The sequence below is a fragment of the Rhodococcus sp. MH15 genome (assembly GCF_019266045.1).
In the GTDB taxonomy this organism is placed as follows: Bacteria; Actinomycetota; Actinomycetes; order Mycobacteriales; family Mycobacteriaceae; genus Rhodococcus_F; species Rhodococcus_F qingshengii.
The window spans coordinates 113,288-139,946 of sequence record NZ_LPNP01000065.1 but is presented as its reverse complement, the minus strand read 5'-3'; the positions used below and the strand labels follow the sequence as shown (position 1 = coordinate 139,946).

26 protein-coding genes are annotated in these 26,659 nt (G+C 62.8%); 14 read left to right on the top strand and 12 right to left on the bottom strand.

Features of this window, described 5'->3' with window-relative positions; all coding sequences use genetic code 11:
- Positions 1-32: 32 nt before the first annotated feature.
- From ATN37_RS15110 to ATN37_RS15100, 3 genes are read left to right on the top strand one after another with little or no spacing between them, the layout of a single operon-like run.
- Positions 33-1,241 (top strand): MFS transporter, encoded by a 1,209-nt coding sequence (locus ATN37_RS15110; RefSeq protein ID WP_218695353.1) that lies wholly within the window; start codon positions 33-35, stop codon positions 1,239-1,241.
- A gap of 13 nt (positions 1,242-1,254) precedes the next feature.
- A complete protein-coding gene (locus ATN37_RS15105; RefSeq protein ID WP_218695352.1) occupies positions 1,255-2,517 on the top strand; it encodes an amidohydrolase in 1,263 nt (420 codons plus the stop codon).
- A gap of 33 nt (positions 2,518-2,550) precedes the next feature.
- Complete coding sequence (locus ATN37_RS15100; RefSeq protein ID WP_218695351.1) at positions 2,551-4,002, top strand: amidase; 1,452 nt, start codon at positions 2,551-2,553, stop codon at positions 4,000-4,002.
- 12 nt (positions 4,003-4,014) lie between these two features.
- Here the strand turns inward: ATN37_RS15100 and ATN37_RS15095 are convergent, their stop codons facing one another.
- The gene (locus ATN37_RS15095) at positions 4,015-5,028 is read right to left on the bottom strand and encodes an ABC transporter substrate-binding protein (protein WP_054831752.1); all 1,014 of its coding nucleotides are present in this window, start codon (positions 5,026-5,028) and stop codon (positions 4,015-4,017) included.
- The gene (locus ATN37_RS15090) at positions 5,025-6,047 is read right to left on the bottom strand and encodes an ABC transporter substrate-binding protein (protein ID WP_218695350.1); all 1,023 of its coding nucleotides are present in this window, start codon (positions 6,045-6,047) and stop codon (positions 5,025-5,027) included. The genes ATN37_RS15095 and ATN37_RS15090 overlap by 4 nt, the downstream gene beginning before the upstream one ends.
- A gap of 166 nt (positions 6,048-6,213) precedes the next feature.
- Between ATN37_RS15090 and ATN37_RS15085 the strand changes: the two genes are divergently transcribed.
- The 4 genes from ATN37_RS15085 (at position 6,214) to ATN37_RS15070 (ending at position 9,389) form a co-directional block, all read left to right on the top strand.
- The gene (locus ATN37_RS15085) at positions 6,214-6,936 is read left to right on the top strand and encodes a FadR/GntR family transcriptional regulator (protein ID WP_218695349.1); all 723 of its coding nucleotides are present in this window, start codon (positions 6,214-6,216) and stop codon (positions 6,934-6,936) included.
- Positions 6,933-7,583 (top strand): sterol desaturase family protein, encoded by a 651-nt coding sequence (locus tag ATN37_RS15080; RefSeq protein WP_007735968.1) that lies wholly within the window; start codon positions 6,933-6,935, stop codon positions 7,581-7,583. The genes ATN37_RS15085 and ATN37_RS15080 overlap by 4 nt, the downstream gene beginning before the upstream one ends.
- Before the next feature lie 144 nt (positions 7,584-7,727).
- Positions 7,728-7,886 carry a hypothetical protein gene (locus ATN37_RS15075; RefSeq protein WP_003944172.1) on the top strand — a complete coding sequence of 53 codons (159 nt, stop codon included), beginning with the start codon at positions 7,728-7,730 and terminating at the stop codon, positions 7,884-7,886.
- A gap of 90 nt (positions 7,887-7,976) precedes the next feature.
- Positions 7,977-9,389, top strand: a complete 1,413-nt coding sequence (locus ATN37_RS15070; RefSeq protein ID WP_042453230.1) for an amidase — start codon at positions 7,977-7,979, stop codon at positions 9,387-9,389.
- Positions 9,390-9,408: 19 nt separating this feature from the next.
- On the opposite strand, the gene ATN37_RS15065 is transcribed toward ATN37_RS15070, so the two are convergent.
- Genes ATN37_RS15065 through ATN37_RS15045 form a run of 5 tightly spaced genes read right to left on the bottom strand, consistent with a single transcriptional unit; the run spans position 9,409 to position 15,067 of the window.
- Positions 9,409-11,607 carry an acyl-CoA dehydrogenase gene (locus tag ATN37_RS15065; RefSeq protein ID WP_218695348.1) on the bottom strand — a complete coding sequence of 733 codons (2,199 nt, stop codon included), beginning with the start codon at positions 11,605-11,607 and terminating at the stop codon, positions 9,409-9,411.
- 4 nt (positions 11,608-11,611) lie between these two features.
- Positions 11,612-12,478, bottom strand: coding sequence for an SDR family oxidoreductase (locus ATN37_RS15060; protein ID WP_007735961.1), 867 nt, complete (start codon positions 12,476-12,478; stop codon positions 11,612-11,614).
- 41 nt (positions 12,479-12,519) lie between these two features.
- Positions 12,520-13,395, bottom strand: coding sequence for a MaoC/PaaZ C-terminal domain-containing protein (locus tag ATN37_RS15055; RefSeq protein ID WP_218695347.1), 876 nt, complete (start codon positions 13,393-13,395; stop codon positions 12,520-12,522).
- 7 nt (positions 13,396-13,402) lie between these two features.
- The gene (locus ATN37_RS15050) at positions 13,403-13,834 is read right to left on the bottom strand and encodes an SRPBCC family protein (RefSeq protein WP_030535858.1); all 432 of its coding nucleotides are present in this window, start codon (positions 13,832-13,834) and stop codon (positions 13,403-13,405) included.
- Positions 13,835-13,876: 42 nt separating this feature from the next.
- Positions 13,877-15,067: a lipid-transfer protein gene (locus ATN37_RS15045; protein WP_007735955.1), complete on the bottom strand. Its 1,191-nt coding sequence runs from the start codon at positions 15,065-15,067 to the stop codon at positions 13,877-13,879.
- 102 nt (positions 15,068-15,169) lie between these two features.
- Here ATN37_RS15045 and ATN37_RS15040 point away from each other — a divergent pair, with 102 nt between their 5' ends.
- A complete protein-coding gene (locus tag ATN37_RS15040) occupies positions 15,170-15,853 on the top strand; it encodes a TetR/AcrR family transcriptional regulator (protein ID WP_158170479.1) in 684 nt (227 codons plus the stop codon).
- Entirely contained in the window at positions 15,850-16,401 is a 552-nt protein-coding gene (locus ATN37_RS15035) for a GNAT family N-acetyltransferase (RefSeq protein WP_063315282.1), read from the top strand. Before ATN37_RS15040 ends, ATN37_RS15035 begins: the two co-directional genes overlap by 4 nt.
- Here the strand turns inward: ATN37_RS15035 and ATN37_RS15030 are convergent.
- Genes ATN37_RS15030 through ATN37_RS15020 form a run of 3 tightly spaced genes read right to left on the bottom strand, consistent with a single transcriptional unit; the run spans position 16,379 to position 19,105 of the window.
- Positions 16,379-17,836, bottom strand: a complete 1,458-nt coding sequence (locus ATN37_RS15030; RefSeq protein WP_218695346.1) for an HNH endonuclease signature motif containing protein — start codon at positions 17,834-17,836, stop codon at positions 16,379-16,381. The genes ATN37_RS15035 and ATN37_RS15030 overlap by 23 nt on opposite strands.
- Positions 17,837-17,871: 35 nt before the next feature.
- Positions 17,872-18,522 (bottom strand): DUF6308 family protein, encoded by a 651-nt coding sequence (locus ATN37_RS15025; RefSeq protein WP_064688013.1) that lies wholly within the window; start codon positions 18,520-18,522, stop codon positions 17,872-17,874.
- Positions 18,515-19,105, bottom strand: coding sequence for a hypothetical protein (locus tag ATN37_RS15020; protein WP_030535862.1), 591 nt, complete (start codon positions 19,103-19,105; stop codon positions 18,515-18,517). Before ATN37_RS15020 ends, ATN37_RS15025 begins: the two co-directional genes overlap by 8 nt.
- Before the next feature lie 158 nt (positions 19,106-19,263).
- Between ATN37_RS15020 and ATN37_RS15015 the strand changes: the two genes are divergently transcribed.
- Positions 19,264-20,031 (top strand): SDR family NAD(P)-dependent oxidoreductase, encoded by a 768-nt coding sequence (locus ATN37_RS15015; protein WP_003944195.1) that lies wholly within the window; start codon positions 19,264-19,266, stop codon positions 20,029-20,031.
- A gap of 55 nt (positions 20,032-20,086) precedes the next feature.
- Here ATN37_RS15015 and ATN37_RS15010 read toward each other — a convergent pair whose 3' ends face one another.
- The gene (locus tag ATN37_RS15010) at positions 20,087-22,414 is read right to left on the bottom strand and encodes a bifunctional diguanylate cyclase/phosphodiesterase (RefSeq protein ID WP_030535863.1); all 2,328 of its coding nucleotides are present in this window, start codon (positions 22,412-22,414) and stop codon (positions 20,087-20,089) included.
- 138 nt (positions 22,415-22,552) lie between these two features.
- Positions 22,553-24,109 (bottom strand): TM0106 family RecB-like putative nuclease, encoded by a 1,557-nt coding sequence (locus tag ATN37_RS15005; protein ID WP_063315974.1) that lies wholly within the window; start codon positions 24,107-24,109, stop codon positions 22,553-22,555.
- Positions 24,110-24,233: 124 nt separating this feature from the next.
- Between ATN37_RS15005 and ATN37_RS15000 the strand changes: the two genes are divergently transcribed.
- Genes ATN37_RS15000 through ATN37_RS14985 form a run of 4 tightly spaced genes read left to right on the top strand, consistent with a single transcriptional unit; the run spans position 24,234 to position 26,659 of the window.
- Entirely contained in the window at positions 24,234-24,887 is a 654-nt protein-coding gene (locus ATN37_RS15000; protein ID WP_218695345.1) for a DUF6474 family protein, read from the top strand.
- A gap of 14 nt (positions 24,888-24,901) precedes the next feature.
- Complete coding sequence (locus ATN37_RS14995; protein ID WP_003944165.1) at positions 24,902-25,417, top strand: hypothetical protein; 516 nt, start codon at positions 24,902-24,904, stop codon at positions 25,415-25,417.
- Between the two features lie 49 nt (positions 25,418-25,466).
- Positions 25,467-26,141 carry a YcnI family protein gene (locus ATN37_RS14990; protein WP_003944147.1) on the top strand — a complete coding sequence of 225 codons (675 nt, stop codon included), beginning with the start codon at positions 25,467-25,469 and terminating at the stop codon, positions 26,139-26,141.
- Positions 26,141-26,659: a copper resistance CopC family protein gene (locus ATN37_RS14985; RefSeq protein WP_003944137.1), complete on the top strand. Its 519-nt coding sequence runs from the start codon at positions 26,141-26,143 to the stop codon at positions 26,657-26,659. Before ATN37_RS14990 ends, ATN37_RS14985 begins: the two co-directional genes overlap by 1 nt.

Sequence of the window (26,659 nt, the reverse complement as noted above, 5' to 3'; positions counted from 1 at the left end):
ATCACTTCACAGGTTCACCACTTGGAGGCCCAGTGCTTCGCTCCACCAAAGTCACGGTCGCGTTGCTGTTCGTCGCGTACGCGATCGACTACATAGATCGGCTGGCGATCAACCTCGCTCTCCCCTTGCTCGGTGAGGAGTTCGATCTCGACTACTCCCAGCGCGGATTGATCATCTCCACGTTCTTCATTGCATACACGCTGGCCCAACTGCCTGGTGGACTGCTCGCCGATCGATACGGCGCAGTCCGGATGGCTCTGATCGGATTGGTGGCGTGGAGTGTCTTCACCGGCCTCACTGCCCTTGCCTGGTCGTTCGGGACGCTTCTGGTTGTTCGCTTTCTCTTCGGTCTCGCGCAGGGCGTGTTTCCGGCAGCTGCAGTAAAGCTCGTTGCCGAGCGGAGCATCCCGGAGCAACGTGCCACTGCCACAGGATGGATGAACAGTTCCAACGCCGTCGGTACGCTTCTCGCCATCGTTGTTGCGGCAGCTCTTCTCCCGTTGATCGGCTGGCGTGGAATGTTTCTGGCCGTCGCGGCGCTCGGCGTACTCTCGCTCGTCAGCATCAAGTTGTGGCTCCCGCCGGCACTTCCGGCGGAGAACGACCACGGTCCGGATTCCTCCTGGGACAACATGCGCACCGTACTTCGCTCCCGCGCGATGTGGCTCTTCGCCTTGATGTTCTTCGGATACGACTTCGTGATCTGGGGGATGTCGTCGTGGGTTCCGTCCTACCTCCATGACGAACGTGGAATCGCCCTCTCGAGTGCAAGCCTCCTTCTGATTCCGGCTACCGTGGTGGCCGCCGTGACCACCGTCATCGGCGGGCGAATCTCCGATCGACTGGCAAGCAACAGTCGTGTCGTCGTGGTGCCGTCCATGCTCGCGTGCATCGTGATGCTCGTTTCGATTCCTTTCGCCTCCAACACGGCCTTGTTCGTCGTTCTCGTCACCCTCGGATCTGCCGCTGCCTCTTTCGCTTTCATGCCGTGTTTTGCACTGCCCCTGCGGGCTCTGCCTTCTTCGGTGGTCTGGGCCGCGTCGTCGATGATCATTTTCGGCGGCATGGTCGCCGGAATAGTCGCACCGCTTGTATTCGGATTCATCGTGGACCATCTCTCCTGGTCAGCGGCGTTCGTATCGCTCGCACTCGGGCCCGTCGTGGCGATCGTCGCGGTCATGGCAGCACCACAAACCCGAGAAAAGATGCTGAACCTGGTGCAACTGAAAACCGCCAACTGAAAGAAGATCAACCATGAATCAACTGCTTTCGAATCTCGAGTTCGGAGACCCGTCGCGGTTGCGAACCGTCGAGCCGCACTGGTTCGAGCTCTACCGGGACCTACACGCACACCCCGAGTTGTCCGGCGACGAAACTCGCACCGCCGCAATTGTTGCCGAGGAACTTCGGCGAATCGGCGGCTGGGACGTCACGGTCGGGGTCGGCGGTACGGGTGTCGTCGGTGTTCTCGAAGGGAGCAGCGGTCCGGTGATCCTGCTACGCGCCGACATGGACGCGTTGCCGGTGGCAGAAGACACCGGGCTGTCCTACGCCTCCAGAACTGATGGAGTCATGCATGCGTGTGGCCACGATGTCCACGTAACCGCGCTACTTGCCACGTGCGCCGCACTTTCCGCGGATCCGACATCGATCACCGGGACTGTTGTCGCGGTCTTCCAGCCTGCCGAGGAGACCGGCTCCGGCGCTCGTGCGATGGTCGACGACGGAATCTTCGACCGCTTCCCGCGACCGGACCTCTGTCTGGGACAGCACGTGGGCCCGACTCCGGCGGGGATGTTGGTCAGCAAACCCGACATCTTGATGGCAGCATCCGACACGATACGAGTGGTCTTTCACGGCCGTGGTGGACACGCGTCCTCACCGTACGCATGCATCGACCCTTTGTTGATGGCAGCGTCTTTCGCGCTGCGCATTCAAAGTCTGGTGGCTCATGAAGCGGCAACCCCGACAGCACCTGTGCTCACGGTGGGAGCCTTGCACGCCGGCACAGCTGCGAACATCATTGCCGACGACGCCGAACTGCTACTCAGCCTGCGAACTTTCAGTGCGTCGTCGCGAGATCACATGCTCGAATCGGTGGGCAGGATCGCTCGCGCAGAAGCTGACGGGGCAGGCGCCGTCGAACAGCCGGACGTTCATGCGTACAACGGCTTTCCGGCCACGGTCAACACTCCGGACGCCACGTCCACGGTGATGTCCGACCTGCGACAGGCCGGCTTGGGAATGCATACTCTGTCACAACCACTTTCGGCTAGCGAGGACTTCGGCATCTTCGGCACCGCCGCCCAATGCCCCTCCGTATTCTGGCATTTCGGCGGAACGGCACTTCAAAGTTTCGACGGAACCGCCCTTGCCGCGCTCACCGAGGGACGGATACCACCCGGCACGCCGTCGAATCATTCACCGCGCTTCGCCCCAGATCCCGCCGCGGCCCTACCCGAAGGTGTTACAGCCATGACCGCGGCCGCGCTGGGAGCCCTTGCGCGGAGCGCGTGATTCCCACACATACTGTCCCAGGGAGATAACGCCATGTCAGACGAACTGCACTACCTCAGCGCCACCGAAGCCATTGCTCACTTTCGCGCGCGGGAATTGTCTCCGGTCGAACTGCTACAGGCAATCATCGACCGAACCCAGAAGCTCGAACCTCACATCAATGCCTTCACCGAAGAGATGTTCGACGAGGCACTCGCACGCGCCCGGGATGCCGAGAGCCGGTATCGCGGCCAAGGACCCGACCCGCGGCCGCTGGAGGGAATTCCGGTAGCTGCCAAGGAAAAACACTCCATTGCCGGAAAGTCGCTGACCGAAGGCTCTCTGGCGGGGCGCGGCAACATCGCCCGCGAGAACGCACCCGTGATCGACCGAGTTCTGGCAGCAGGCGGCCTGATTCACGCACGCACGACGACACCGGAATTCTGCGTCGCGGCGTTCACACACTCTCCTTTGTGGGGCGTGACCCGCAATCCCTGGAACCTCGATTACAGTCCCGGCGGCTCCTCCGGCGGAGCCGGCGCCGCACTGTCCGCCGGAACTTCTACTCTGGCAACAGCATCCGACATCGGCGGGTCGACAAGAGGCCCGGCAGGCTTTACCGGCACCGTCGGCCTCAAGGCCTCGTACGGGCGTATCGCCGGAGTCGCCCCGCTGTCCATGGATTCCTACCGTGGCGACGGTCCGATGGCCCGAACTGTTGACGACGCAATTCTTTTGGCCAACGTTCTGATCGGGCCGGACCCGCGTGACCATTCTTCGCTGAAGCCGGCGATCACGCTGCCACACGAGTACCCGTCGGTCGAGGGAATGCGAATTGCCCTGTGCCTGCGGCTCGGTGACTTCCCCATCGAACCTGACATCGAGGCGAACACACGGGCTCTCGCACAGTCGTTGGTCGATGCCGGCGCGATCGTCGAGGAGATCGAGTTGCCGTGGACTCGTGATTCGATGGCAGCAGCGGTGAAAGTCCATTTCGGAACGATCATGGGTGCATCCGTCGCGGAAGTTGCTCGCGTCCACGGTGATCTTCTTGCCGATTACACGCTCGACAACGTCGCGATCACGTCGAAGGGCGCTGCGGAAATGTCATTTCTGGACGGCCTTCGCAAAGAAACCCAAATGCAACGAGAGCTCGCCGAGGCGATGGCTCCATTCGATGCGCTGATCTGCCCGACTTCGGGCACCATCGCCTTCCCGGCAGGCGAGTCTTTGCTCGACGGCCTCACTGTGGCGGGTCAGCACGTGAACACCACCGCCGAAGCACTTCTCACATTGCCGTTCAACGTCGCCAATCGGTGCCCCGTATTGGCGGTGCCGAGTGGACACGCACACAACGGCGTTCCCACGGGCGTCCAGATCGTCGGCCATACGTACGACGAACCGACCGTGTTCCGGATCGGCAAAGCACTGGAGAAGATCCGCCCGTGGGCATACACCGACCAGCATCAACCGAAGCTGAATGTGGTGACGCCGGCGTCCTCTTGATTGCTGAGGAGATCAGAGCTTGGCTCTGATCTCCTCAGCGATCGGCTGGAACTGCTCGAGGAATGTCAGGGCCCAACCGAAGGACGCGACGCCCTCGTAGTCGAACGAGTACACCTGATCGTTCTTGACGGCGCGCAGACGCTGGAAGATGGTGTCGTTCGCCAACTTCTCGTTGATGGGACCCTTGCCACTGTTGGTGATGATGACGTCGGCCTCGTCGAGTAGCTCTAACTGCTCCTTCGGGAACCACTCGTTGCTGCCGGCGGGAATTGCGAGCGAACGGTCGTTGAACTGGAACCCGGCCTCGCTGATGACCGTCGTCTGATACTTGGTCGGCGAGTACAGCGAGAAACCACTCTCCTCGAAGTACGTGGTGTAGACGACCTTCACCTTGCTCAGCACATCAGCGTTGTCGCTGCGGAACTTGGCGATCCGCGCCTCGTACCGATCTGCCAACTCTTGAACCTTCGCGCTCTGGTTCAGCGCGTCCGCGACTCCGAAGGCGCGCTCCTTCCATGCGTACTGCCCGTCTTCGGCAAAAACCGCGGTCGGTGCGATCGACCGGATCTGCTCGTAAAGATCCGGGTTGTTCTCCGACAGCAGGTTGGTCATCACGATCAGGTCGGGAGACAAAGCCGCTATCGCCTCGGCGTTGGGCTCGTACCAGCGTCCCACCTTCGGGAGAGACCGCAGAGCGGACGCATAGGGTTCCGGGACGCCGTCGGCGTTCTCGTAGTCGACCGGCAATCCGACCGGTGTGAACCCGGCGTCGAACATCGCGGGGCCCGTGTAGTAATCGGCGCTGACCACCCGTTGCGGGTTGGTGGGCACTTCCACCTGCCCCAGAGCCGTGTTGATGGTGCGCATCGAACCCTCGGCCGATTCACCGGAGCTGGTTCCGCAGGCCGTGAGCAATCCGATCCCCGCCAAGGCACCGGCTCCGAGGAAACCGCGTCGGGTAAGTGCTGCGGTGATGCGAGCGAATTCGGCATCGGTGTCAGCGGTGGGCAATAGAAGTGATGTCATGAAAGTGCCTCCAAGGCGCCCGTTTCGAGTTCGTTGAGCCAGTTGATTGCAGTGCCGTAGTCGGTGACCTGAGTGCTGATTCCGAATACCCGGGCCGAAGCTGCTGCCGGAATGCGGCTCCACAGCGGGCTGGCGAAGACGGATTTCATTCCTGCAGAATCAGTTCCGTTCGGCTGCTTCGGGTAGATGACGACGGTGACGTCCCGCAGCATTTCGAGTTGTTCGAGCGGGAAGGCTTCGAAGCCGGTGGCTGGGCGCAGATCCGGGATGAATTCGCCGCGGGTCACGTTCAGGTCAGCGAGCATCGCGCCGGTCACTCCGGTTGGATACAAGATGGAGAAGTGCCCTTCCGAACCACCGATAGCAACCTGGGCCCACCGATTCTCGCCAAGCTGCGCGGCGTATTCGGTGCGGATTCGCTCTTGCATCGCCTGATACTTCTCACGATTCGACGTCAATGCCGAACCCTTGTTGACCGCGTCTGCGACACCCTCGGCGACAGCGCGCCAATCCGATCGGTTCGTGCCCGAATACACCGCTGTCGGAGCAATTTTCGAGAGCTCGCGGAACATGTCCTCGTCGATCTCGTACGCATCGCCGACGATGAGATCAGGCGCGGCAGCCACGACGGCTTCGCGGTTGACCTCGAGGAAAACCCCCACCGTGGACAAGCCGTCGATGAACTTCTGCTGTGTCGGGGTGAACTGGTCGATGTAAGCGCTGTAGTCGAGCGTCGCCACGGGTCGGGCGCCGACGGCTTGCAACTGCCACGGGGTGTTGTATGAGACGGCGACGATGCGCTGCGGATCGACGGGAACATCCACGGATCCGTAGTGCGTCTGCACAGTACGAGTTGCGTCGTCCGCACCGTCCCCGCCCTCCCCACTACTGCATCCGACGAGAGCAAGTGTGGACAGCGCGGCGGCACTTCCGCCGAGAAAGCCGCGTCGAGTCAGGGCAGCGGTGATGCGAGCGAACTCTGCATCGGTATCTGGAGTCGGTAACAGGAGCGATGTCATGGGTTTCCTGACGGTTATCCGAATTAGGGCTACCTAAAATTACTCTCACCTGCGCCGTTACGGTGAAGCCTCTTGGCCAAGACATATCTCTTTCGCGCCAAGCCTCCAATCGTTGAACTGGTATTACCACTTGACCTCTTACCGAGAATCAGGTTACGGTCGGTACATGTTTCAACCCGTTGCACGTACCTCGGCCTCCGGCGCAGTCTTCGATCAGATATCGGTGAAAGTGCTGGCCGGAGAGCTGGCTGCGGGTGAGGCACTACCCAGCGAGCGCAAGCTCGCCGAGGCATTCGGCGTCTCGCGGCCCGCAGTCCGCGAGGCAATTCAGAAGCTCGCCCAGGCCGGACTCGTCGAGGTCCGCCAGGGCGAGTCCACGTCGGTGCGCGATTTTCGACGCCAGGCCGGACCCGAACTTCTCCCCCAGCTGCTGGTGCGCGACGGCGTCCCCGACCTGAGCGTGGTGCGCAGCGTGCTGGAAACTCGCGAGTTGATGGGACCGCAGATCGCTGTGCTGGCCGCCCGTCGCATCTCCGCGGAATCCGCCCGAGAACTCGACACGGCCGTTGATCAACTAGGCGCCACCGAAGATCCAATGGAGTTGCAAGACCGCGCTCTGGCGTTCTGGGACGTCGTCGTCGACAGCGCAGATTCCATTGCCTTCCGTTTAATCTTCAACAGCCTTCGGGCTGCATACGAGCCGGCTATGACTGCACTTGCATCCGTCATGGTCGCCGAAGTCGGCCAGACCGACCTGTATCGAAAACTGGCCTCCGCCATCACTTCACACGACGAGCCAACTGCCGAGGCGTCAGCCGCACAGCTCCTTCACACCGGCACGACGGCAATCGGCGACGCTCTCACCTTCCTGGAAGGACTGAAACCATGAGCAAGCCTCTTACTCTCGCCGATGCGGCACGGACGTTCCGCAAGTCACCGACGCCGTGGATGATCGGCACCATGCTGCTGGCCGCCGCGGCGGCGCGCATCGCAGTGGGCAACTGGCAGATCACCGACGCCCTCGTTCCGCTCGTGATGCTTGCCGCATTCCCCTTCGTGGAGTGGATCATTCACGTCTTCGTTCTCCATTGGAAGCCGCGAACCATTGCCGGCGTCACACTCGATTCACGGCTGGCGCGCAGCCATCGGGAACACCACTTTGCGCCGCGAACCGTCTCACTCATCTTCATCCCGTGGCAGACGCTCCTGATCGTGATTCCCGTTCTGACAGCCGTCGCCCTCCTGGCATTTCCCCGCGTCGAACTCGGTCTGACGTTCCTGACCTGCATTTCCCTGCTCGGCCTCGGTTACGAGTGGACACATTTCCTCATCCACAGTGACTACAAGCCGAAAACTGCTCTCTACCGGTCGGTTTGGCGCAATCACCGCAACCACCACTTCAAGAACGAGCACTACTGGTTCACCGTCACCACCGCGGGAACTGCCGATCGCGTACTGGGCACGTACCCCGATCCCAAATCCGTCGAGACCTCCCCGACAGCCAAGAACCTGCACGGCGCAGCGTCCAAGCTGTGAAGGAAGACCGGTTCCTGGCCCCCAGCTGGCAATGAACTTGAACTTGACTGTGTATCAGCAATTTTCGTTGAAACTCGTCAGAACCGTGCTTAGTGTCGATGGAGTCAGAAGTTCGAAAAACGCTGTAACCGAAGGACACAACACATGTTCAACGATGTATTCAACAACGTGATCCACCCGATGGTCACGAACTTCCAGCAGTTGGGCCCCCAGCAGTTCATTCCGCAGCAGTTCATCCCCCAGGGAGTGTTCCAGCAGGCGCCGCAGGCGGCCGAGCAGGCAGTGACGATCTTCGGTAGCTGATACCGCAATCCACAGATAGCGCCACTCAGGGGTCGTCCGTCCAATATGCTGGACGGACGACCTGAGTGCCTCCGCCTGACAAGGATCCCCATGACCGCGAACACCCCCATCCACGCTTTCACCGACGACGCCCTGGGCGACCTCGACGCCACCGGCGTCGCCGCCCGGATCGAATCGGGTGAGGTGACCGCACGGGAAGTCATGGAGGCATCGATCGCCCGCGCCGAGGCGGTGCAGGGGCAATTGAACGGTCTGGCCTGCACTGATTTCGATCGTGCCCTCGCCAGGAGCAACCGGCCCGCCAAGGGCGTCTTTGCCGGTGTCCCCACCGCGATCAAGGACAACACCGACAGCGCCGGCCTTCCCACCCAGCAGGGCAGTACCGCCTTCACCGCGATCCCCGCCAAAGCCGACAGCGATTTCGCGAAGCAGTTCCTCTCCACCGGGGCCATTTCGATCGGCAAGACCCGACTGCCCGAGTTCGGATTCAGTGCGTCCACCGAATACATGACGGAAGAACCCGTGCACAACCCGTGGAATCCGGCGTACTCGTCGGGCGCTTCCTCGGGAGGCGCAGCCGCGCTTGTTGCTGCCGGCGTACTCCCGATCGCGCACGCCAACGACGGCGGTGGATCGATTCGCATTCCCGCCGCTGCCTGCGGACTCGTCGGACTCAAACCCACTCGCGGACGCACCATCGCCGATCCGGCCGACAAGTCGATGCCGATCCGGTTGATCGCCCAGGGCGCCGTTACTCGGACTGTTCGCGACACTGCACGATGGATGTCTGCGGCTGAGAACTACTACCGCAATCCGCGACTCGCACCGGTTCGCTTGATCGAAGGACCCAGCTCAACCCGCCTGCGCGTCGGCGTGATCGCCGATTCCGTCACCGTCACCAAGACGGACGACGAGACGCGCAAGTCCGTCGAAGCTACGGCCGAACTCCTTGCAAGCCTTGGCCATCATGTCGAGGACGCAGCACTGCCCGTCGGCCCCGAATTCATCGACGACTTCAGCATTTACTGGGGCTTTCTGTCGTTTGCCATCTCCACCGGTGGCAAACAAATGCTCGGACCCGACTTCGACAAGTCCGGTACCGACAATCTCACCAAGGGCCTCTACACGCTGTACCGGAAGAACCTGGTGAAGACGCCGCGCGTGCTCTATCGTCTGCGACGGCTCCAGCAGCAGTACAGCGCCATGTTCTTGAAGTACGACGTCGTGCTCTCGCCGGCCCTGGGGCACACCACCCCCGAGCTGGGATACCTCTCTCCCGCTCAGCCTTTCGAGGAACTCTTCGACAAGCTGATCGCGTACACATCGTTCACGCCACTGAACAACATCTCCGGAGGTCCCGCGATTTCGCTACCGATGCATCAGACCAGCAATGGTTTGCCGTTGGCTGCGCATTTCTCCGCCGATCTCGGCGACGAGCGCACGCTCCTCGAATTGGCCTTCGAACTGGAAGAGGCTCAGCCCTGGAGAAGAATCCAGGACTGAGCCTCGCCGGTAAATACCCTCAGTCTCGCGGCAATCCGAGCATGCGCTCACCGATCACGTTGAGCTGCACCTCGGTTGTGCCGCCGTAAATGGTGGTGGCGCGGCCCGAAATGAGCTGCTCCATCGCCTTGTCGCTTGGCTGACCTGGGATGCTGACCGCTCCGGCAGCACCCAGTTCGGCGACGACGAACTCGGCGATCGACTGGCTGATCTTCATCGCCAACAGCTTGCCGACGCTCGACGTCGTACTCACGTCGATCCCCGAAAGTTGCTTGAGCACAACGCGGGAGCCGATGAGGTCGATGGCCTGGCTCTCGGCAACCAGCTCGCCGACACGGTAGCGTCCGATCGGGCTCAGGTCTGCCGACTTCGCGAACTTCAGCAGATCGGAGTCCGAGGCGTACGCCTCCATCTTCTGGCTCAGTGCGACGCGCTCGCCGGCCAGCGTCGTCCGGGCGACGTTCCACCCGTCGTTGACCTCACCGACCACGTTCTCGTCGGGGATGAACACGTCGTCGAGGAACACCTCGTTGAACAGCGCCGAGCCCGTCATCTCACGCAGCGGGCGGACGGTGATGCCCGGTGTCGACATATCGAGCACGAAGTAGGTGATGCCCTGATGCTTCGGCTTGCCGGCGTCCGTACGGGCGATCAGCATCGCCCAGTCGGAGAACTGAGCAACCGTGGTCCAGATCTTCTGACCGGTGATCTTCCAACCGCCGTCGACCTTTTCGGCCTTCGTCGACAGTGATGCGAGGTCGGAACCAGCACCGGGCTCACTGAAGAGCTGGCACCACACCAGCTCACCCTGCAGGGTCGGTACTGCCAATTCCTGCTTCTGCTTGTCCGAACCATGCGCTACGACGGCCTGCACGGCCCAGGTGCCCATCAGGAGCTGCGGCATCGAGATACCCGCAGCCTTGATCTCCTGGGAGATGACGATCTGCTCGAGCGGAGCGGCGCTGCGCCCGTACGGCTTCGGCAGGTGAGGCTGAACCCAGCCGCCGTCGCCGAGCGCGATCAGCTGGTCGTCCTCGTCGAGCTCGACCAACTTGGCAAGCTCGGCCGCGATGCCGCCGCGGATCTCCTCTGCCTCCGGCGGCAGTTCGAGAACCGAAGCCCGGCTGACACCGTCAAGTGCTTGCTGCGCAACACGATTGGCTCGATCCTCGCGGGTGCCGAGAATGCCGCGGATCGAGAGCGCGCGGCGGTAGTACAGGTGTGCGTCGTGCTCCCACGTGAATCCGATGCCGCCGTGAACCTGCACGCAGTCCTGCGCTACCTGCACTGCGGCGTCCGGCACGATGACTGCGGCGATGTCGGCGGCAAAATCTGCCGTGTCGTCGCCCTTGTCCAATGCGCTTGCCGCATCCCACACAACGGCGCGTGCCTGCTCGAGCGCAATGCCCATCTGCGCACACTTGTGCTTGACGCCCTGGAACTGGCCGATGGGTCGCCCGAACTGCACACGGGTCTTGGCGTACTCCGACGCAGTGGAAACACACCAGGACATGACGCCGACGTCTTCGGCGCCGAGAACGACTGCGGCAATGGACCGTACCCGCGCCTCGGTGAGACCGTCGAGTACCCGTTCGGCGCTGATCTGAACATTGTCAGCTTCGATCCGCGCACTACCGCGCAGCACGTCGATGCTGTCCTGCACGGTGATCGCGACTGCGCTGCTCTCGAGCACCGCGTAGCGAACGCCCTCGGGCAACTGGATCGGAACCAGAAGTACGTCGGCGTGCTCACCACCGAGCACACCGTCGAGTGCGCCCGTGATCTTGTACCCACCGTCCGACGACTCGGCCGCCAACGGTGCACCCAAGGCGACTGCTGCCGTACGACTTCCGTCGATCAGACCGGGCAGGAACTCGGGTCCCGCCTTGGAATCGGCGACACCGAGAACGGCACTTGCCAATACCGTCGGAACGAACGGGCCGGGAGAGACTGTGCGGCCCAATGCTTCCAGTGCCACCGCCAAGGTCAGCAGGCCGGCGCCGTGACCACCTTGCTCTTCCGGAACCGCGAGCCCAAGAAGGTCCTGCCCGACGAGTGCCGTCCAGAACTGGGGGAACTTGTCCTCGGTCCGCGACTCCACGGCCGCGCGTACCTGCTCGGTGGTGATGGTGCGCTCGGCGAAGGAGCGCACCGAATCTGCAAGCGCGGTGTGCTCCTCACTCAGCCCGAGGCCGAGTTCGTATGCGTTGCGTGCCATGCGCTTACAGTCGTTCTGCGAGGTCAGCGGTGGTCCAGGGACCCTCGCTCTCGATGGTGTTCACACCGTGCCAGCCGGCGAGTTCCGTGATGGCCCCACCCTGAACGGCATACACCTTGCCGGTGAGCTTGCAGTCCGCCGCCGCGAGATAGGCCACGAGCGGCGAGATGTTGGACGGCGCAAACGCGTCGAACTCACCCTCGGGGACCTCGGCCGCGAAGAGCGCACCCATACCGGGTGTCGCCAGCGTCAGTCGAGTACGCGCGATCGGCGCAATTGCGTTGACGCGCACGCCGTATCGATCGAGCTCGTCAGCGGCCACCAACGTCAGGGCTGCGATGCCCGCCTTGGCTGCACCGTAGTTGCCCTGGCCCGCATTGGGCATGAAGGTACCCGAAGCCGAAGCAGTGTTGATGACCGAAGCGTTGACGGTCTCGCCTGCCTTGCTCTGGTCCTTCCAGTATGCGGCAGCGTGGTGCAGTGTCGCGGCATGCCCTTTGAGGTGCACGGCAATGACTGCGTCCCACTGGCTCTCGTCCATACCCGCGATGAAGGCGTCACGAAGAATGCCGGCGTTGTTGACCAGGACGTCGAGTCGGCCGAACTCACTGACGGCCTGCTTGACGAGGCCCTCGGCACCGTCCCAGGTGGCGATGTTGTCGGTGTTGGCAACGGCCTTGCCGCCTGCGGCAACGATCTCGTCGACTACCTGCTGCGCGGGGCCGGCATCTGCACCGGAACCGTCGTTTGCGCCGCCGAGGTCATTGACCACGACGCTCGCACCCTCACGAGCGAAGAGCAGCGCATGCTCACGGCCGATGCCGCGTCCTGCTCCGGTGATGATCGCTACGCGACCGTCGAGACTTCCCATCAGTTCAGATTCCCATCAGTTCAGTTGTCGGACATGAAGACTCATTTGTCGGCGATGACCGCGAGGCCGTCCTTGATCACGAGGTCGCCTACCGCACTGGTTTCGTACGAGTACGACGTGGCTCCGTCTGCCGAACCCGACTTGTAGAACACCGTCTCGATGTCCTGGGTCGGGAGTACGGGTTTCGCGAATCGCACTGCGAGACGGCGCAACCGCTCGGTCTCGCCGCCTGCCAGTTCGGTCAGGGCTCCCCACGACGTGAACGCCATCGTGCACAGTCCATGGTTGATGATTCCGGGGAGACCGGACATCCGAGCGATCTCCTCGTCGAGGTGAATCGGCATCGGATCGCCGGAAGCCGGTGAGTACCGGAATGTCTGGTCCTCGTCGATGTGCTGGTTCACCACCGCTGCGGGACTACCAGCGCGAAGAGCGTCGTCGAATCGGTGTTCGGGAGCCTTCTCGCCAAGTCCGGGGCCCGCGTCGACCTTGCGGAAGAAGGCCGTCATCCATTGCTCGTTGACCAATTCACCCTTGTCGGTTTTGGTTTCGACGTAGATGACGACGGTGGATCCGTTGTCCCGGCCCTCGAATCCGATGGGCTTGGCGCGAGCGACAAGGTGGTCACCGGGGTAGATCGGACGGTGGAACAGGAAGTCCTGCTCACCGTGAACGAGCTTCATCAGCAGTTCGACCGGCGCCACCGACAGCGCAGCGGGTGCCATCGACATGAAGACGGGTACCACCGCGAAGACCGGCGGAGCGATCTCGCCTTTCAGGTGTCGCTCGATGGGGTCGTTTGTGGCAGCGGCATATTCGGCGATGCGCTCGGCTGCCACCTCGAAGTGCTCCGGATCGGTCCATACGTCCAGCCCGGACGTATCGAATTCGACCGCGTTGGTCTTCGGTGTCGTCATCGAGCCGTTACCCGACCAGCTCGGCGAACTTGGCCAGCGAGGCCTCGAGATCAGCCTTGGCGTTCTTGGCAACTGCCTTGCCGATCGGCCCGACGATCATGGTGCCCTTGAAGCTGGCGTCGACGGTTGCCTTCGAACCCGCACCGTCGGCCTCGACCGAGAGGATGAATTCGACGGTGACGCCGGCCATTCCGGTTCCGGCGATCTTGACCATCTTCGGAACCTCGACCTCTTCGACGGTCCACTCGATCTTGTTGGCCATACCCATCACCGAGACGACCTCGGTGAACTTGGCGCCCAAAGCCACCTCGGTGGGGAGTTCACTCTTCCAGCCCTGGTGAATGGTGAGCCACTCTTCCCAGCGAGACAGATCGGAGAGCGCATCCCAGGTCTTCTCGGGGGATGCGGGCAGTACGGCGGAGACGGAAACGGAAGCCATGATGAAACTCCTAGTGGGTAGCTAGCGGGTTGAGGGTGTGATTCAGCGTGCGTAGGGCTTGTATGCGGTCACGACAACTGCACCGCCGAGTCCGATGTTGTGCTGGAGGGCGACCTTCGCGCCGTCGACCTGACGCTTGTCCGCGGTTCCGCGGAGCTGCCAGGTGAGTTCGGCGCACTGCGCGAGGCCTGTTGCTCCGAGGGGGTGGCCCTTCGAGATGAGGCCGCCGGACGGGTTGACCACCCAGCGTCCGCCGTAGGTGGTGTCGTCGGCGTCGACGAGCTTGCCGCCGTCACCTTCGGCGCACAGTCCAAGTGCCTCGTAGGTCAGCAACTCGTTAGTGGAGAAGCAGTCGTGGAGTTCGATGACGTCGACGTCGTCGGCGGTGATCCCGGCCTGGGCGTATACCTTCTCGGCGGCCTTGCGGGTCATGTCTGCGCCGACGAGGCTGATGGCGCTCTTGTCCTCGAAAGTGCTGTTCATGTCGGTGACCATGGCCTGCCCGACGATCTCGATCGCCTGAGCAGCGAGGCCGTGCTTCTCGACGAATGCTTCGCTGGCGATGATCGCCGCGCCGGATCCGTCCGAGGTGGGCGAGCACTGGAGCTTGGTGAGCGGCCCGTGAATCTGGCGTGCTTCGAGGATCTGCTCGAGGGTGTACTCGTCCTGGAACTGCGCGTACGGGTTGTTCAGTGAGTGCTTGTGGTTCTTGACGGCGATCTTCGCGAACTGCTCGGCAGTGGTTCCGAAGCGTTCCATGTGCTCGACGCCCGCGGCGCCGAACATGTACGGAGCCGGCGGCATCGCGAACTCCTGCAGTTCGGCGAGAGCGAGGAGGTGCCGCATGAGTGGCTGTTCACGGTCGTCGTAGGTGGATCCGAGGGACCCGGACTGCATCTTCTCGAAGCCCAGCGCCAGTGCGCAGTCGGCCTGGCCACTCTTGACTGCCTGCGTGGCGAGGTAGAGCGCGGTCGATCCCGTCGAACAGTTGTTGTTCACGTTGACGATGGGGATACCTGTCAGACCGAGCTCGTAGACAGCGCGCTGACCTGCGGTGGACTCGCCGTAGACGTAGCCGACGTATGCCTGCTCGACCTCGGTGTAGTCGATACCCGCGTCTTCGAGCGCCTTGGTACCCGACTCGCGTGCCATGTCGGGGTAGTCCCACTCGCGGGCTCCCGGCTTCTCGAACTTCGTCATGCCGACGCCGACGACAAAAACCCTGTTACTCATTGCCACTCCTGAAGAGAACGGTATCTGTGTGTGACACGCTGTCCCACCAAAGTATGTGAGACATCTTGTCCAGTCAATGGCGGGGTGAGTATCGTTCGATTTATGACAAAAACAGCCGAGTCGGCGCAGCCCGACGGGCGCAGCACTCGCTGGAACGATCACAAGGAGCAGCGCAAAGCGCGAATCCTCGACGCAGCACTCGATGCAGTCAACGAAGGTGGCGCCGACGTCGGCGTCCAGCAGATCGCCGAGCGCGCCGACGTCCCCCGCTCTGTTGTCTACCGGATTTTCAAGGATCGAGCCGACCTCGACGAGCAGCTGCGAGTCCGCATCCTCGAGATGATGATGACCGACCTGGCCCCCACTCTCACGCCGAAGGGCACCGTCGGCGAGGCCATCTCACGGGCCGTCGAGACCTACCTTCAGTGGATTGTGAAATATCCACGACTGCACCACTTTTTAGGCAAGGGCTCGCCGAGTACGCGGGCCACCGGTTCGAAAGTGGTGACCGGAACCAAGACGGCCATCGCCGTCCAATTGGGAAATTTGTTGGGCACGATCCTCACCAGCCGTGGCAAACCGTCGAAGATGGCGGAGCCCTTGGCTTTCGGCGTCATCGGATTGGTCGACGTCAGCGTCAACCGTTGGCTCAGCCAGCCGGGTTCCGATGTGACCAGTGCGGAATTGGCCGAATTCCTCGAACGCTCCATCTGGCAAGTCCTCGACGGCAATCTCCGGAGCATCGGTGTCGACATAACGCTGTCGACTCCGATCGCCGACCTGTGACAGTCACCGAACTACCCTGGACACTCGGCGGACGTGGACTTCAACTGGTCCAGGTTCCATCACTCGCCCTGCACGCACTGGGTGAAGACAACGCCACTCTTGCAATGGAACTCGCACCCGACCTCCTGACCCCGTATCTCCTCGGCGAAGAATGCCAGGGCTTGTGGCGCTACCGGAGCAAGCAGATAGCAGAGAATCCCCTCGACAGCGCGTGGATCACCCGCATCGCCGTCGATGCCCGCACCTCGACGCCGGTGGGGTTGGCCGGATTCCACGGTCGCCCCGATGCGCGCGGGATGGTGGAGGTCGGATATCGCATCGACCCGGCGTTCCGGCGTCAGGGCTACGCACGAACCGCCCTCGAGATACTTCTCGACGTCGCGAGTCGCGAATCCGAAGTACACATCGTTCGCGCGACCATCAGCCCGGACAATGCCGCATCTCGAAACCTGATCAGCCAGTACAATTTTTGCGAAGTCGGTGAGCAGTGGGACGAAGAAGACGGTCTGGAAACCATCTTCGAAGTCAGTGCCTCTCCGGAACCGTGACCGCCGTCAACCCGCTGGTTTTATCGGTCCAGTGAATGGCACGGTCCTCCAGCATCACCGGCGTCCACAACCTGTATGTCTTCACCTGATGGTGATGACGACACAGGCATTGGAGGTTGCTCGCAATGGTCCACCCACCGCGTCTCGGATCGGAAGGATCGAACTCGGTGACGTGGTCGAGTTGGCACCTGTTCGCGGGCACCGAACAACCAGGGAACCGGCAGTGACCGTCGACGGCCCGCACCAATGCGGCCAGAGCCGCTCCCGGAGCATAGGTCAGCGCGCCGGGAGGCGGATCGGCTTGGGTGCCATGCCCATCCGATCTTCGAACGATGTCCGGTGATCGCGCGACCAACCGTTGCATTGCCCGAATCCGATCCCCGCAGCCGTTCGGTTCGCGACTTGGGCGATCACGTCGGGTGACAAGCGGCAGGACAGTCGGAGCATGCTGCCGACGCGGTCGGTTCCCCGCGGCCTGGGCGCGGAAATCGACGAACAAGGCCTGCCAGGTGGAATCAGCGGCGAGCTCGCGAGCAAAATCAGGATCGATCGGCCCGTATCCGTCGATGCTCGCGGGATCTGACGTCAATCCGAGGAGCGTCGCCAGATCACACACGATGTGCAACACCGGCTTCCGACGTGAGGGCGCAGTCGATCGAGCTGCTGGGGATACTGCCTCGCACGTTTCGCTGCCACACTGGCACGTCAGCCCCTGTTCGCCGTGCAGCAGAGCGACCAGTGCGTCGGCCCTACGGGTCGAGACATTTCGTGGATCGTGGTTGCAGACGCTTCCGGCGGCCTCGTTGATCAGGCCAAGCGCTTCGACGGCCTCGGTCGCGCTGAGTGTTGCCTGCAACTGGGCGAGTCCGTGACGGTCTGCACGCGTGCGAACATCGCGGTGTTCCAGCATCTTCCGGCGACGTTCGGCGGCAGCATCCGGATCGTAGGCAAAGAGCTGGCGCTCGATGTCGCGCTCCAGTTGCCCGGGCGGAAGACGGTGCGCCGAGGCAAGTACCCGGCGCTCGAGTGCTGCGATCGCCTCCGGGTCGGCCCCGGTGAGTCCGTCGACAATCTTGCGCACGCGCGCATAGTCCAGCTCGCCGGCAGCGAAGGCGGCCTTGGTGAACGGAAGGAACTCCCGCAGGGCATCACCGATCTCGATGTGGACTTCGGCAGTACGACGCGAGCACGTGAGCATGACCGCGATCTCGTTGCATGCGATCCGCCACGCCTTGTCGACATCACCGGACACGTCGAGTTCGGCGTTGAATCTCGACTCCGACAACATGGATGCACCGAGCACCTTTTGCGCGGCAAGCATGTTCTCGCTCTGCGCCGTCGCAAAGAGCATGTCCGGCAACACGAGTGGGTCGACGACAGGACAGCCGTCATCGACGGATGTCCCCACACCGCTCGTCAATCCCTTATCGAACATACATTCGACAATAGACCTGCCCACCGACAAGAAAACTAGGGTGCCGGTTTGTATCCCTTACCCTGCATCCAGGCGAGCACATCCAACACCCGGATCGCCGGAATGGCATCGTCCAGTCCGGCCCGAACTCGCAAGTCGAGCAATCGCACGTGTAATTCTCCGTCGTGCAAGGCCTCTCGTACCGGTTCCAGATGGGCAGCCTTCGTTCCCAACTCCCGCCCGATGACGTCGTCGTAGATCGGGAAGAGTCGCGGACGCTTGCGCGCGATCAGTTTGGACGCCATGGTTCGCCCGACACCGTGAATCTCTCGAAGCGCCGTCTCCAACCGCCACACCGGGGATTCCGGAGTGAAGGGATCGGCTTCGTTCGACAGATCGCGATCCGGGCCCACGTCCGCCAGGAGTCGGTTCAGTTCGGCATTGTTCTCCCCGAGCAGGAAGAAGGCTCCTTGCGCCGGAACCTGAACCGACAGAAGAGTCACCGCAACAAGATCTTCCGCGGTGAAGATGTTCGCATCACGATCGCGATTGCCACTGGGATCCCAGGAATCCCACAACGCACCGGTTCGGAGATAACCGGTCTTTCGGAGCGGCCTCGTGAAATATTCCTGCAGCACGTCGACCGCGCCGTCATCGTCCCCGTCTCGCAGCACACGCGGGAGTCGGATGGGCAACTGATCAACCATGGTCGAGCGACCTTTCCAGTACATATTTGGCGAACCCGGCGTTGTGATACTGCCGAAATGGGCCCTTGCCCTTGGCAACAAGATGCTCCGCGAGCGGACGAACCGTCGTCATGTCGACGGGCAGTTGAGCAAACTGTTCCAACGCATCCGAATCCTCGAGACTGCAGTCGATCACGGTCCCGTCGCCGTCGGCGGACGCCAACTCGGTGCGTCTGATGGCGACCAGATCGTGCTTGGCATCGAGTTCTTCGATGCTGCAGCCGGTTCGCGATTCCAGTGCCGAACTGGATACGTACACGGACATGACGTGCTCGATCGGCTTACCGCCGACCAGATGGCACTCGACGCTCAGAATCTCCATCGGACCGATATTGAGCGTGAACAAGCGATGGCGCTCCGCGGATCGGTTGGTCGACGGCAGGCAACTGATCGTCCACTGTTCGATCTCGACGGCGGCCGGAGCGTCGAACGCGTAGGAGAGAACCTCGGCAATCAGCTCGGCAAGATCTTCGAAGAGCGGGTCGCGCTGCAACCGCTCGAAATTCTCGACAGAAGCGGCGGGACGCACAGGCGCCTTGCTCACGCAGGTCCCCTCTCGTCCAGTGCTTTGCTCTCAGACCTCGCGTCCAAGGTACCCAGCCCTACGCGGGTCTCGCGCGTTCGCCCTCACATACACCCTCGCGTTATGGTTCTCGACACGTACCACCGCCTTACCGATCGCTAACTCGAGGAGCACACGAAGTGGAAATCAAGGGAACCGCAGCACTGGTCACCGGAGCGGCATCAGGCCTCGGCGCCGCAACAGCCAAGCGCCTCGCCGACGCCGGCGCTACCGTCTTCGGCCTGGATCTGCCCGCGTCGATCGAGCGCGCAGGCGACAACGTCCCCGCCGGCGTCACCCTCATCCCCACCGACGTGACCAGCGGCGAAGAGGTCGAAGCAGCGATCAACCAGATCGTCGAGTCGGGCTCCCCGCTGCGCATCGTCGTCAACTGTGCCGGTGTCGGCTGGGCCGGACGCATCCTGTCCAAGAAGGGTCCGCACGACCTCGAGCTGTTCCGCACGGTCATCACCGTCAACCTGCTCGGCACCTTCAACGTCATGCGCCTGGCCGCCGACGCCATCGCCAAGACCGAGGCCGTCGACGAGTCGGGCCAGCGCGGCGTCGTCATCAACACCGCTTCCGTTGCTGCCTTCGAAGGCCAGATCGGCCAGATCGCGTACTCCGCCTCCAAGGGCGGCGTGCACGGCATGACGGTTCCGGCTGCCCGTGACCTTGCGCAGTTCGGCATCCGCGTCAACACGATCGCTCCCGGCATCATCGACACCCCGATGCTCGCAGGCGTCACCGACGAGTACCGCAAGGGCCTCGAGGCCGGCGTTCCGTTCCCGTCCCGCCTGGGCCAGCCGTCCGAGTACGCGCAGCTCGCGCAGATGATCGTCGAGCACGACTACCTCAACGGCGAGACCATCCGCATGGACGGCGCACTGCGCATGGCGCCGCGCTAACCTCCCTGCTGTGCGCCTTTATTAACCGCCCACGGTTAATAAAGGCGCACAGTTGTCAGAACGAATGAAAATACCCACCGTTGGAGTGGGCAGTTGCGCTGAGGTACTCGGCTACTTCCTTCGCCGGCATCGGTCGGCTGATGTAGTAACCCTGAACCAATTCACAACCGGCGGTAAGCAAGAGCCTCAGCTGGTCGGCCGTCTCCACGCCTTCCGCCAATGACTGCATACCGAGCGCCTTCGCCACCTCGACCACCGAAGTGACAACTGCCGAATCACCCTCGCTCAGTTCGGTGATGAACGACCGGTCGATTTTCAGAATGTCCAACGGCAGTTTCTTCAAACTCTCGAAAGACGAATAGCCGGTTCCGAAGTCGTCCAGGGCAATCGCAATTCCGGTGGCACGCAGGCGATCCAACTCGGCGACGGCAAGCTCCTCCACTGCTCCCGTCTCTGTGATTTCCAGCTGAAGCCGTTTGCCGGAAAGACCGCTTGCCTCCAGCGCATCGTTCACGGCCGATCCGAACCCGGACGACATCAGTTGCACCGGAGAGACGTTCACCGTCACGTAAGTGTCGTCGGGCCACGTCGCGGCTTCGGCGCACGCCATGTTCAGTACCTGAAGCCCCAGAGGGACTATCAAGCCGGTCTCCTCCGCGACATCGATGAAAATGTGCGGTGCAAGCACGCCCCGCACCGGGTGATTCCAGCGAAGCAGTGCCTCGAAACCCTCGACGCGGCCGGTGTCCGCACGAACCTGCGGTTGGTAGTACAGCTCGAACTGCCGAGACTCGATCGCAAGCCCAAGTTCTTGCAGGGCCGATGCTCGCTCCCTGGCCCGCGCCCGCAGCACCGGTGAGTATCTTCCTACCCGGTTCTTGCCGGCGGATTTTGCCGCATACAGCGCCAGGTCGGCGGACATGACAAGCGTGTCCGCATCTTCGGAATCTGCGGGTGCGCCGGCATAGCCGATCGATGCACGAACCTCGATGCGATTCCCCCGCACGTAAAACGGCTCACGCAATGCATCCAGATAGCGAGCGAACACCTCTCCGCCGTCCCCTGTTCCCCGCAAGACGACGCCGAATTCGTCACCACCGATTCGCGCACACATGGCGCCGTCGACCACCCGATTGAGCCGTGCAGCAACGGAAATCAACAATTTGTCACCGACAGGGTGCCCTAACGTGTCGTTCACCGACTTGAAATTGTCCAGGTCGAGGATTCCGACAAGGACTTCCTCGCCGGTTCGGACGGTGCCGAGCGCGTCGGACAGCTCCGAGCCGAACGTCCGGCGATTCGGGAGCCCGGTCAGTCCGTCGGTTGCAGCAAGCCACAGAATTCGCCGCTCGTAGTTGTACTTCTCGGTGATGTCCGAGCCCACGCCTCGCCAACCCACGAACTCCGTGGCCTCGGATAGCCTGGGGTGACCCGACAGAGACCACCATCGGTCGACGCCGTCGACACGAACGGGAATGACGACCTCTCGAAACGGCATGAGGCGGTCGAGGTGGTCTCCGATGACCTGGACCGCGGCTCGGCCACTCTTCGTCGAACCCACGTCGAGCCGATCCAACAATCCGCGCAGCGACAGGGTTCGCAAGTCGGAGACGGGAACTCCCGAGATCTGCGACAGCCGAGCGGAGGTGTGCGACAACGTCCCGGTGGTGTCGACTTCCCACAGCCAGTCGCGTGACCCACCCTCGAAATCGTCGAGAAGCAAACTGACCGTCTGGCGCTCGGCAGCAGCCTCGAACTCGGCAAGACAACGACTTCGGAACGACGCCCAGAGGTACACGACGCCGATAATCAGTGTCACCGAGTAAACGACCAACTGGAACGAGAGGACAGCGTATTCCGTGGTTCTCTTGGGCAGGATAACGACGAGCAATCCGATGCTGTGCACCAGAATCCACGCTACCGCTATCGACCGAACCGTCGACAACGCTACGGCGCCGGCGCCCATGACTCCGGCGAATGTCGCTAGAAGCACAAGCTTTCGCGAGTTGTCCGTCACGGGAAGCATCGCGGCGGCGAGAACGACAAGCAGAAGCCCGAGCAGGATCACCTCGAGCATGAGCGCCCAGTAGTCGTACCTCGTCGTATGTTTGGGCGTGTACCGGCCCTTCAGGACGACTCGCGGTATCCAGACGCGCACCGAATTGAGGACGACCAAGAAGGCCGCAGAACCCCAGATCACCCGAAACTCGTTGTGACCGGGGGGTACGACATACACAAGCAAAGCGCACACGCTGAGTACATTGACCATGTTGGCCAGTGGCGCGACCGTCGTCACCTGCAGTATCTGGCGTGCGAAGAGGTCGCGCCGCTCGACGTCAGACAGTTCGGCGTCGCTCGCACTCGAAGTCAGCCTGCTCAGCATGCAACACCCTCCATCGTGGAGCCGACCAGATGAAGGTAGCGCGGATGCGGGTTCCGGACACACGATGACGAGAAACTACGAGTTGAAACATACTGTTAAATAGGATGTTTCAGACAATCGCGACAGAACGGATCAGCGCTACAACTCGGAAGCCAGCGGAATTTCCTTCTCCGCGCGGTCCGTCATCCACTCACGGAGGACCTTGGTGGCAATGACGTCGTCCTCGTTGTACTGCAGGATGCGTGTCCGCTGCGTCTCGTCCGGCTCACCGTCGTAGCCGACCGCCTCGCGGTACCACGCCATCGACGCTTCACCCCCGGCCTCGGCGTCACGCCAGTTGAATCCGGCAACGGGGGCAATCTTCTTGAGTCCCTTGCCGTTCGGGCAGATGAACTGATCACTCACCGCTTGATAGATGTCGACCCACTGCGGACTGTCGATGAACTCGCGGATCTCGTCCTTACTCGGAATCCCGGGTTCACCGGCAAACCTGCGCGCCGAGTCCAACAACCATTTGTCCTCGGCCGAACGCGAATAGCAGTACGCGGCAAAGGTTTTACCCGAAGCGGCGGCTGCGGCACGCTCCGCCATCAGCCAGCCCCAGAACTCTGCGAACGACCGCGCCTCGTCACGTGTCGGCAACGGGTCCCACGTCGCAAATCCTCGATACATCGAGAAGCCACCGACATTGAGCAACGTCCCCCACAGGTAGGCGCCGTGCTCCTGATAGCTCTCCATGTCGACGTCGATCTCGATGTCCGCCCGAGTCACCGAGATTTTCTCGAACCGCCGCACCAACGGAGCATCCACCAACCACGCCTTGGCGATCACTACTGCGTCGTCGAAATTTCCGTGCGGCCAATCCTCGAGCGGCTCACCGTCCCAGGCGGCCAGCTGATCGATCGTGTTGCAGCCCACGTCGCGCAGAAGCTCGGCCCGCGATCCGACAGCCACCAGGCTGACGTCGCGGTTGCGGACCAACTCCTGCTTGCATTCGGTCCACCACGGGCACGACTTGCACTCGCTCACCTGTGACGGAGACGTCAGCACCTCACCGCGGGCCACAGCGATACGGTCGGCGAAACGCTTGTCGTAATCGTCGAGAATCGCGCTGAGGTCGTGGACGAGGATGCAGTCTCCGTTGTATCCGATCGCGCCTGCCGTCAGCGACGGGCTCGCCAGCCCACGACGCTCGAGCATCCGATAGACCTGCGCGACGCGCATCTGATCGCGGACCTGACTGCGGACCTTGCGTTTGGGATCGGCCGCGGGCTCCCATTCGAAGAGCCCCGAGGTGATCGCGCCCTGGCCGGGATCGGTCACCTTGTGATTGACGACAATGACGGGGATGTACCCGCCACCCTCGTCGTCACGGATGAGCATTTCGCAGCGGCCCTTGCGTCCGGTGTCGCGCTCGACCGGCAAGACCGCGCCCCAGATCCGGTCTGCGCCGGCCTCACAGGCAGCCAAGGTGTCGCGAGCCTGAGCCGACGCCGATTGGTCGGGGTTGATCTTCACCCAACGCTCGGGAGCAGCACCGATCACGAGTTCGGCGATCTCCGCGCGCTTCGCGATCGCGGCATCCTGGCGCTGCTTGATGCCGGTGTCGACGGGTTCCGAAGCCGATTTCCCGGGAAACAACCCGTCCAGACGCACCCGATGACGGCATCGGGTCAACGCCCCCGAATCGATGATCGGGAGCTGGGGCGCGGGGTTGTTAACGGAACACACGATGACGAAGATTATGTGCTCCCCTAGGCTGAAGCCGAAGCGCAGGTACCTGGCAACACACAAACACCTGGAAACGGGGTCCTTTTCGATGGGGTTGTTCAAGAAGCGAAAGTCTCGTGCCACCCGCAAGGCGGAGGCAAAGGCTCTCAAGCACAAGGCTGAGGTCGAGGCGAAGCTCAACGCCAAGAGCCAGCGTAAGCGCGACAAGGTCGAGACCAAGTCGCTCAAGAAGCTGGAGAAAGCCGAGATCGAGTCACAGCACAAGATCGAAAAGGCGCAGATCGCGACCCTGAAGGCGCAGGAGAAGGCCGCTGCGAATCAGGGCCTGACCGTCGCCAAGGTGCGTAAGTACCTGGGAGTGGCACGTCTGCTTGCCCCCGTTCTCCTGCCGATCGGTTACCGCGCAGCCACGGCGGTGCGCGCCCAGCTCGACACCACGCGTGCACAGAAGATGGGCATCGCCGTCGACCAGCTCGGTGACTACACCGGTCACGGCGCGAAGTTGAGCGCTCGTATCGCCGGCGCCGAGAGCTCGGTCACCGAGATCCTCAGCCGCAAGCCCGACGACGCGGAGACGCAGCGTTTCGCCGCCGCCATCCGTGAGCGCCTCGGCGACCTCAGCACGGCAGTTCGCGCTGCCGAGCAGATGCCGCAGGCTCGCCGTAAAGCAGCTCACCAGGCGATTTCTTCCGAACTCGACGGCGTCGAAGCAGATCTGCTCGCACGTCTCGGCGTGCGCTAGACCTGAGAACTCCAGTGAGAGCAGCCGAGCAGACCGCGACCCTCCGGGGGACAGCTGTCGGTTCCGCTTCGGCTGCTCTCGCTGTCGCCGCGCACGGGATCGGCGGAGGCGAGCTGCCACAGTCGTCGTCGCTGACCCTGTTGCTCGCCGTCTGCGCAACCGTCGGCGCCGTGACGGCCACCCTTCCCGCCCTCTCTCGGGGGCCCGCTGCCTTGATCGTTGCTCTGGGTCTGGGTCAGCTCGCCGCTCACACCACCATGACGCTCTCCGAGCACGCTCATTCGCCCGCTCCGGGATTGGTGATGCTCGGTGCTCACGCCGGTGCCACCGTTGCTTGTGCGGTGGCGGTCCTGGCCGCCGAGCGCCTCTACCGAGTTGTCACCCACGCTCTCCACGTCGTCCTGGCGTCTCTGGCTCCCGCCGCTGTCACTTCCCGCGGCCACACCGTCTCGACCGGAATCCATCACGGACCTGTCGACGCTCTACTTCGCGCCAGCATCTCGCGGCGCGGTCCTCCTGCCCTGGTCTGAAGATTCGTAGAATGCCCCCCTTCACCAGACCAAGAGGACACTTCCCGACATGAAGAACACCCTGATTTCGCGCGCGGTTGTCACGACCGTCGCTACCGGCAGCGCCGTGCTGCTGGCCGCCGGAATTGCTTCAGCACACGTCAGCGTCGTCGCACCAGGAGCTGCGCAGGGCGGATACTCCGTTCTCACGTTCCGCGTGCCCACCGAATCCGACACCGCTTCGACCACCAAACTGACGGTGGCGCTCCCCGACCTCAAGTCGGCACGCACCGAACCGATGCCCGGCTGGACCGCCGTCGTGGAGAAGGACCCCACCTCGTTGGTCGCCAAGTCAGTGACGTGGACCGCCGACCCCGGCGTCGGAATCGCCCCCGGCCAGTTCCAGCAGTTCGTCCTTTCTGCCGGCCCGCTGCCGGAGCAGGACGAGGTCGAGTTCAAGGCCGTCCAGACGTACAGCGACGGCAACGTCGTCAACTGGGATCAGGAAGAGCTTGCCGACGGCAGCGAGCCGGACAAGCCCGCCCCGACGCTGACTCTCGCCGCGTCCACCGGCGATGCCCACGGAGCCCCCTCTGCCGATAACACTGCCGAGACGTCCGCCGCATCCGAAGCCTCTGACTCTTCGTCGGACAACACCGCCCGCTGGCTCGGCGGCGTCGGCCTGGTGCTCGGCGCGTTGGGCGCTGCACTCGGCCTCGGCGCACTGGTCAGGAGCAAGCGCTGATGAGTACCCGGATCAAGGTCATCGCCGTCGGCATGCTCGCGATGCTGGCCACGATGCTCGGAATGGGCACGGCCAGTGCACACTCCGCGGTGGTCGGCTCCAACCCGGAAAACGGTGCGTCCATTCAGGTTGCGCCTGACACGGTTTCGGTCACGTTCAACGAGGCTCTGCAGGCACAGTTCGCGGCGCTGACCGTCACCGGCCCGGACGGCAACCTCTGGACCAAGAGCGATCCGTCCGTCGAAGGACCCACTGTCAGTGCAGACCTCGGCGATCTCGGGCCGACCGGCGTCTACACCATCGCGTACCGCGTCACCTCCGCTGACGGTCACCCCGTCAACGGAACCCTGACGTTCACCCTCACCGAGGCGGGGTCGGGCACTCCCGGCGCTGCCGCCGCGTCGAGTACGGGTGAGTCGGAGTCCGGCAGCATGCCGGTGTGGATCTTCATCGTCGCCGGCGTCGTCGTGTTCGGCGGTGCGCTGTTCTTCGTGCTCCGTAAGCCGAAGTCGAGCTGA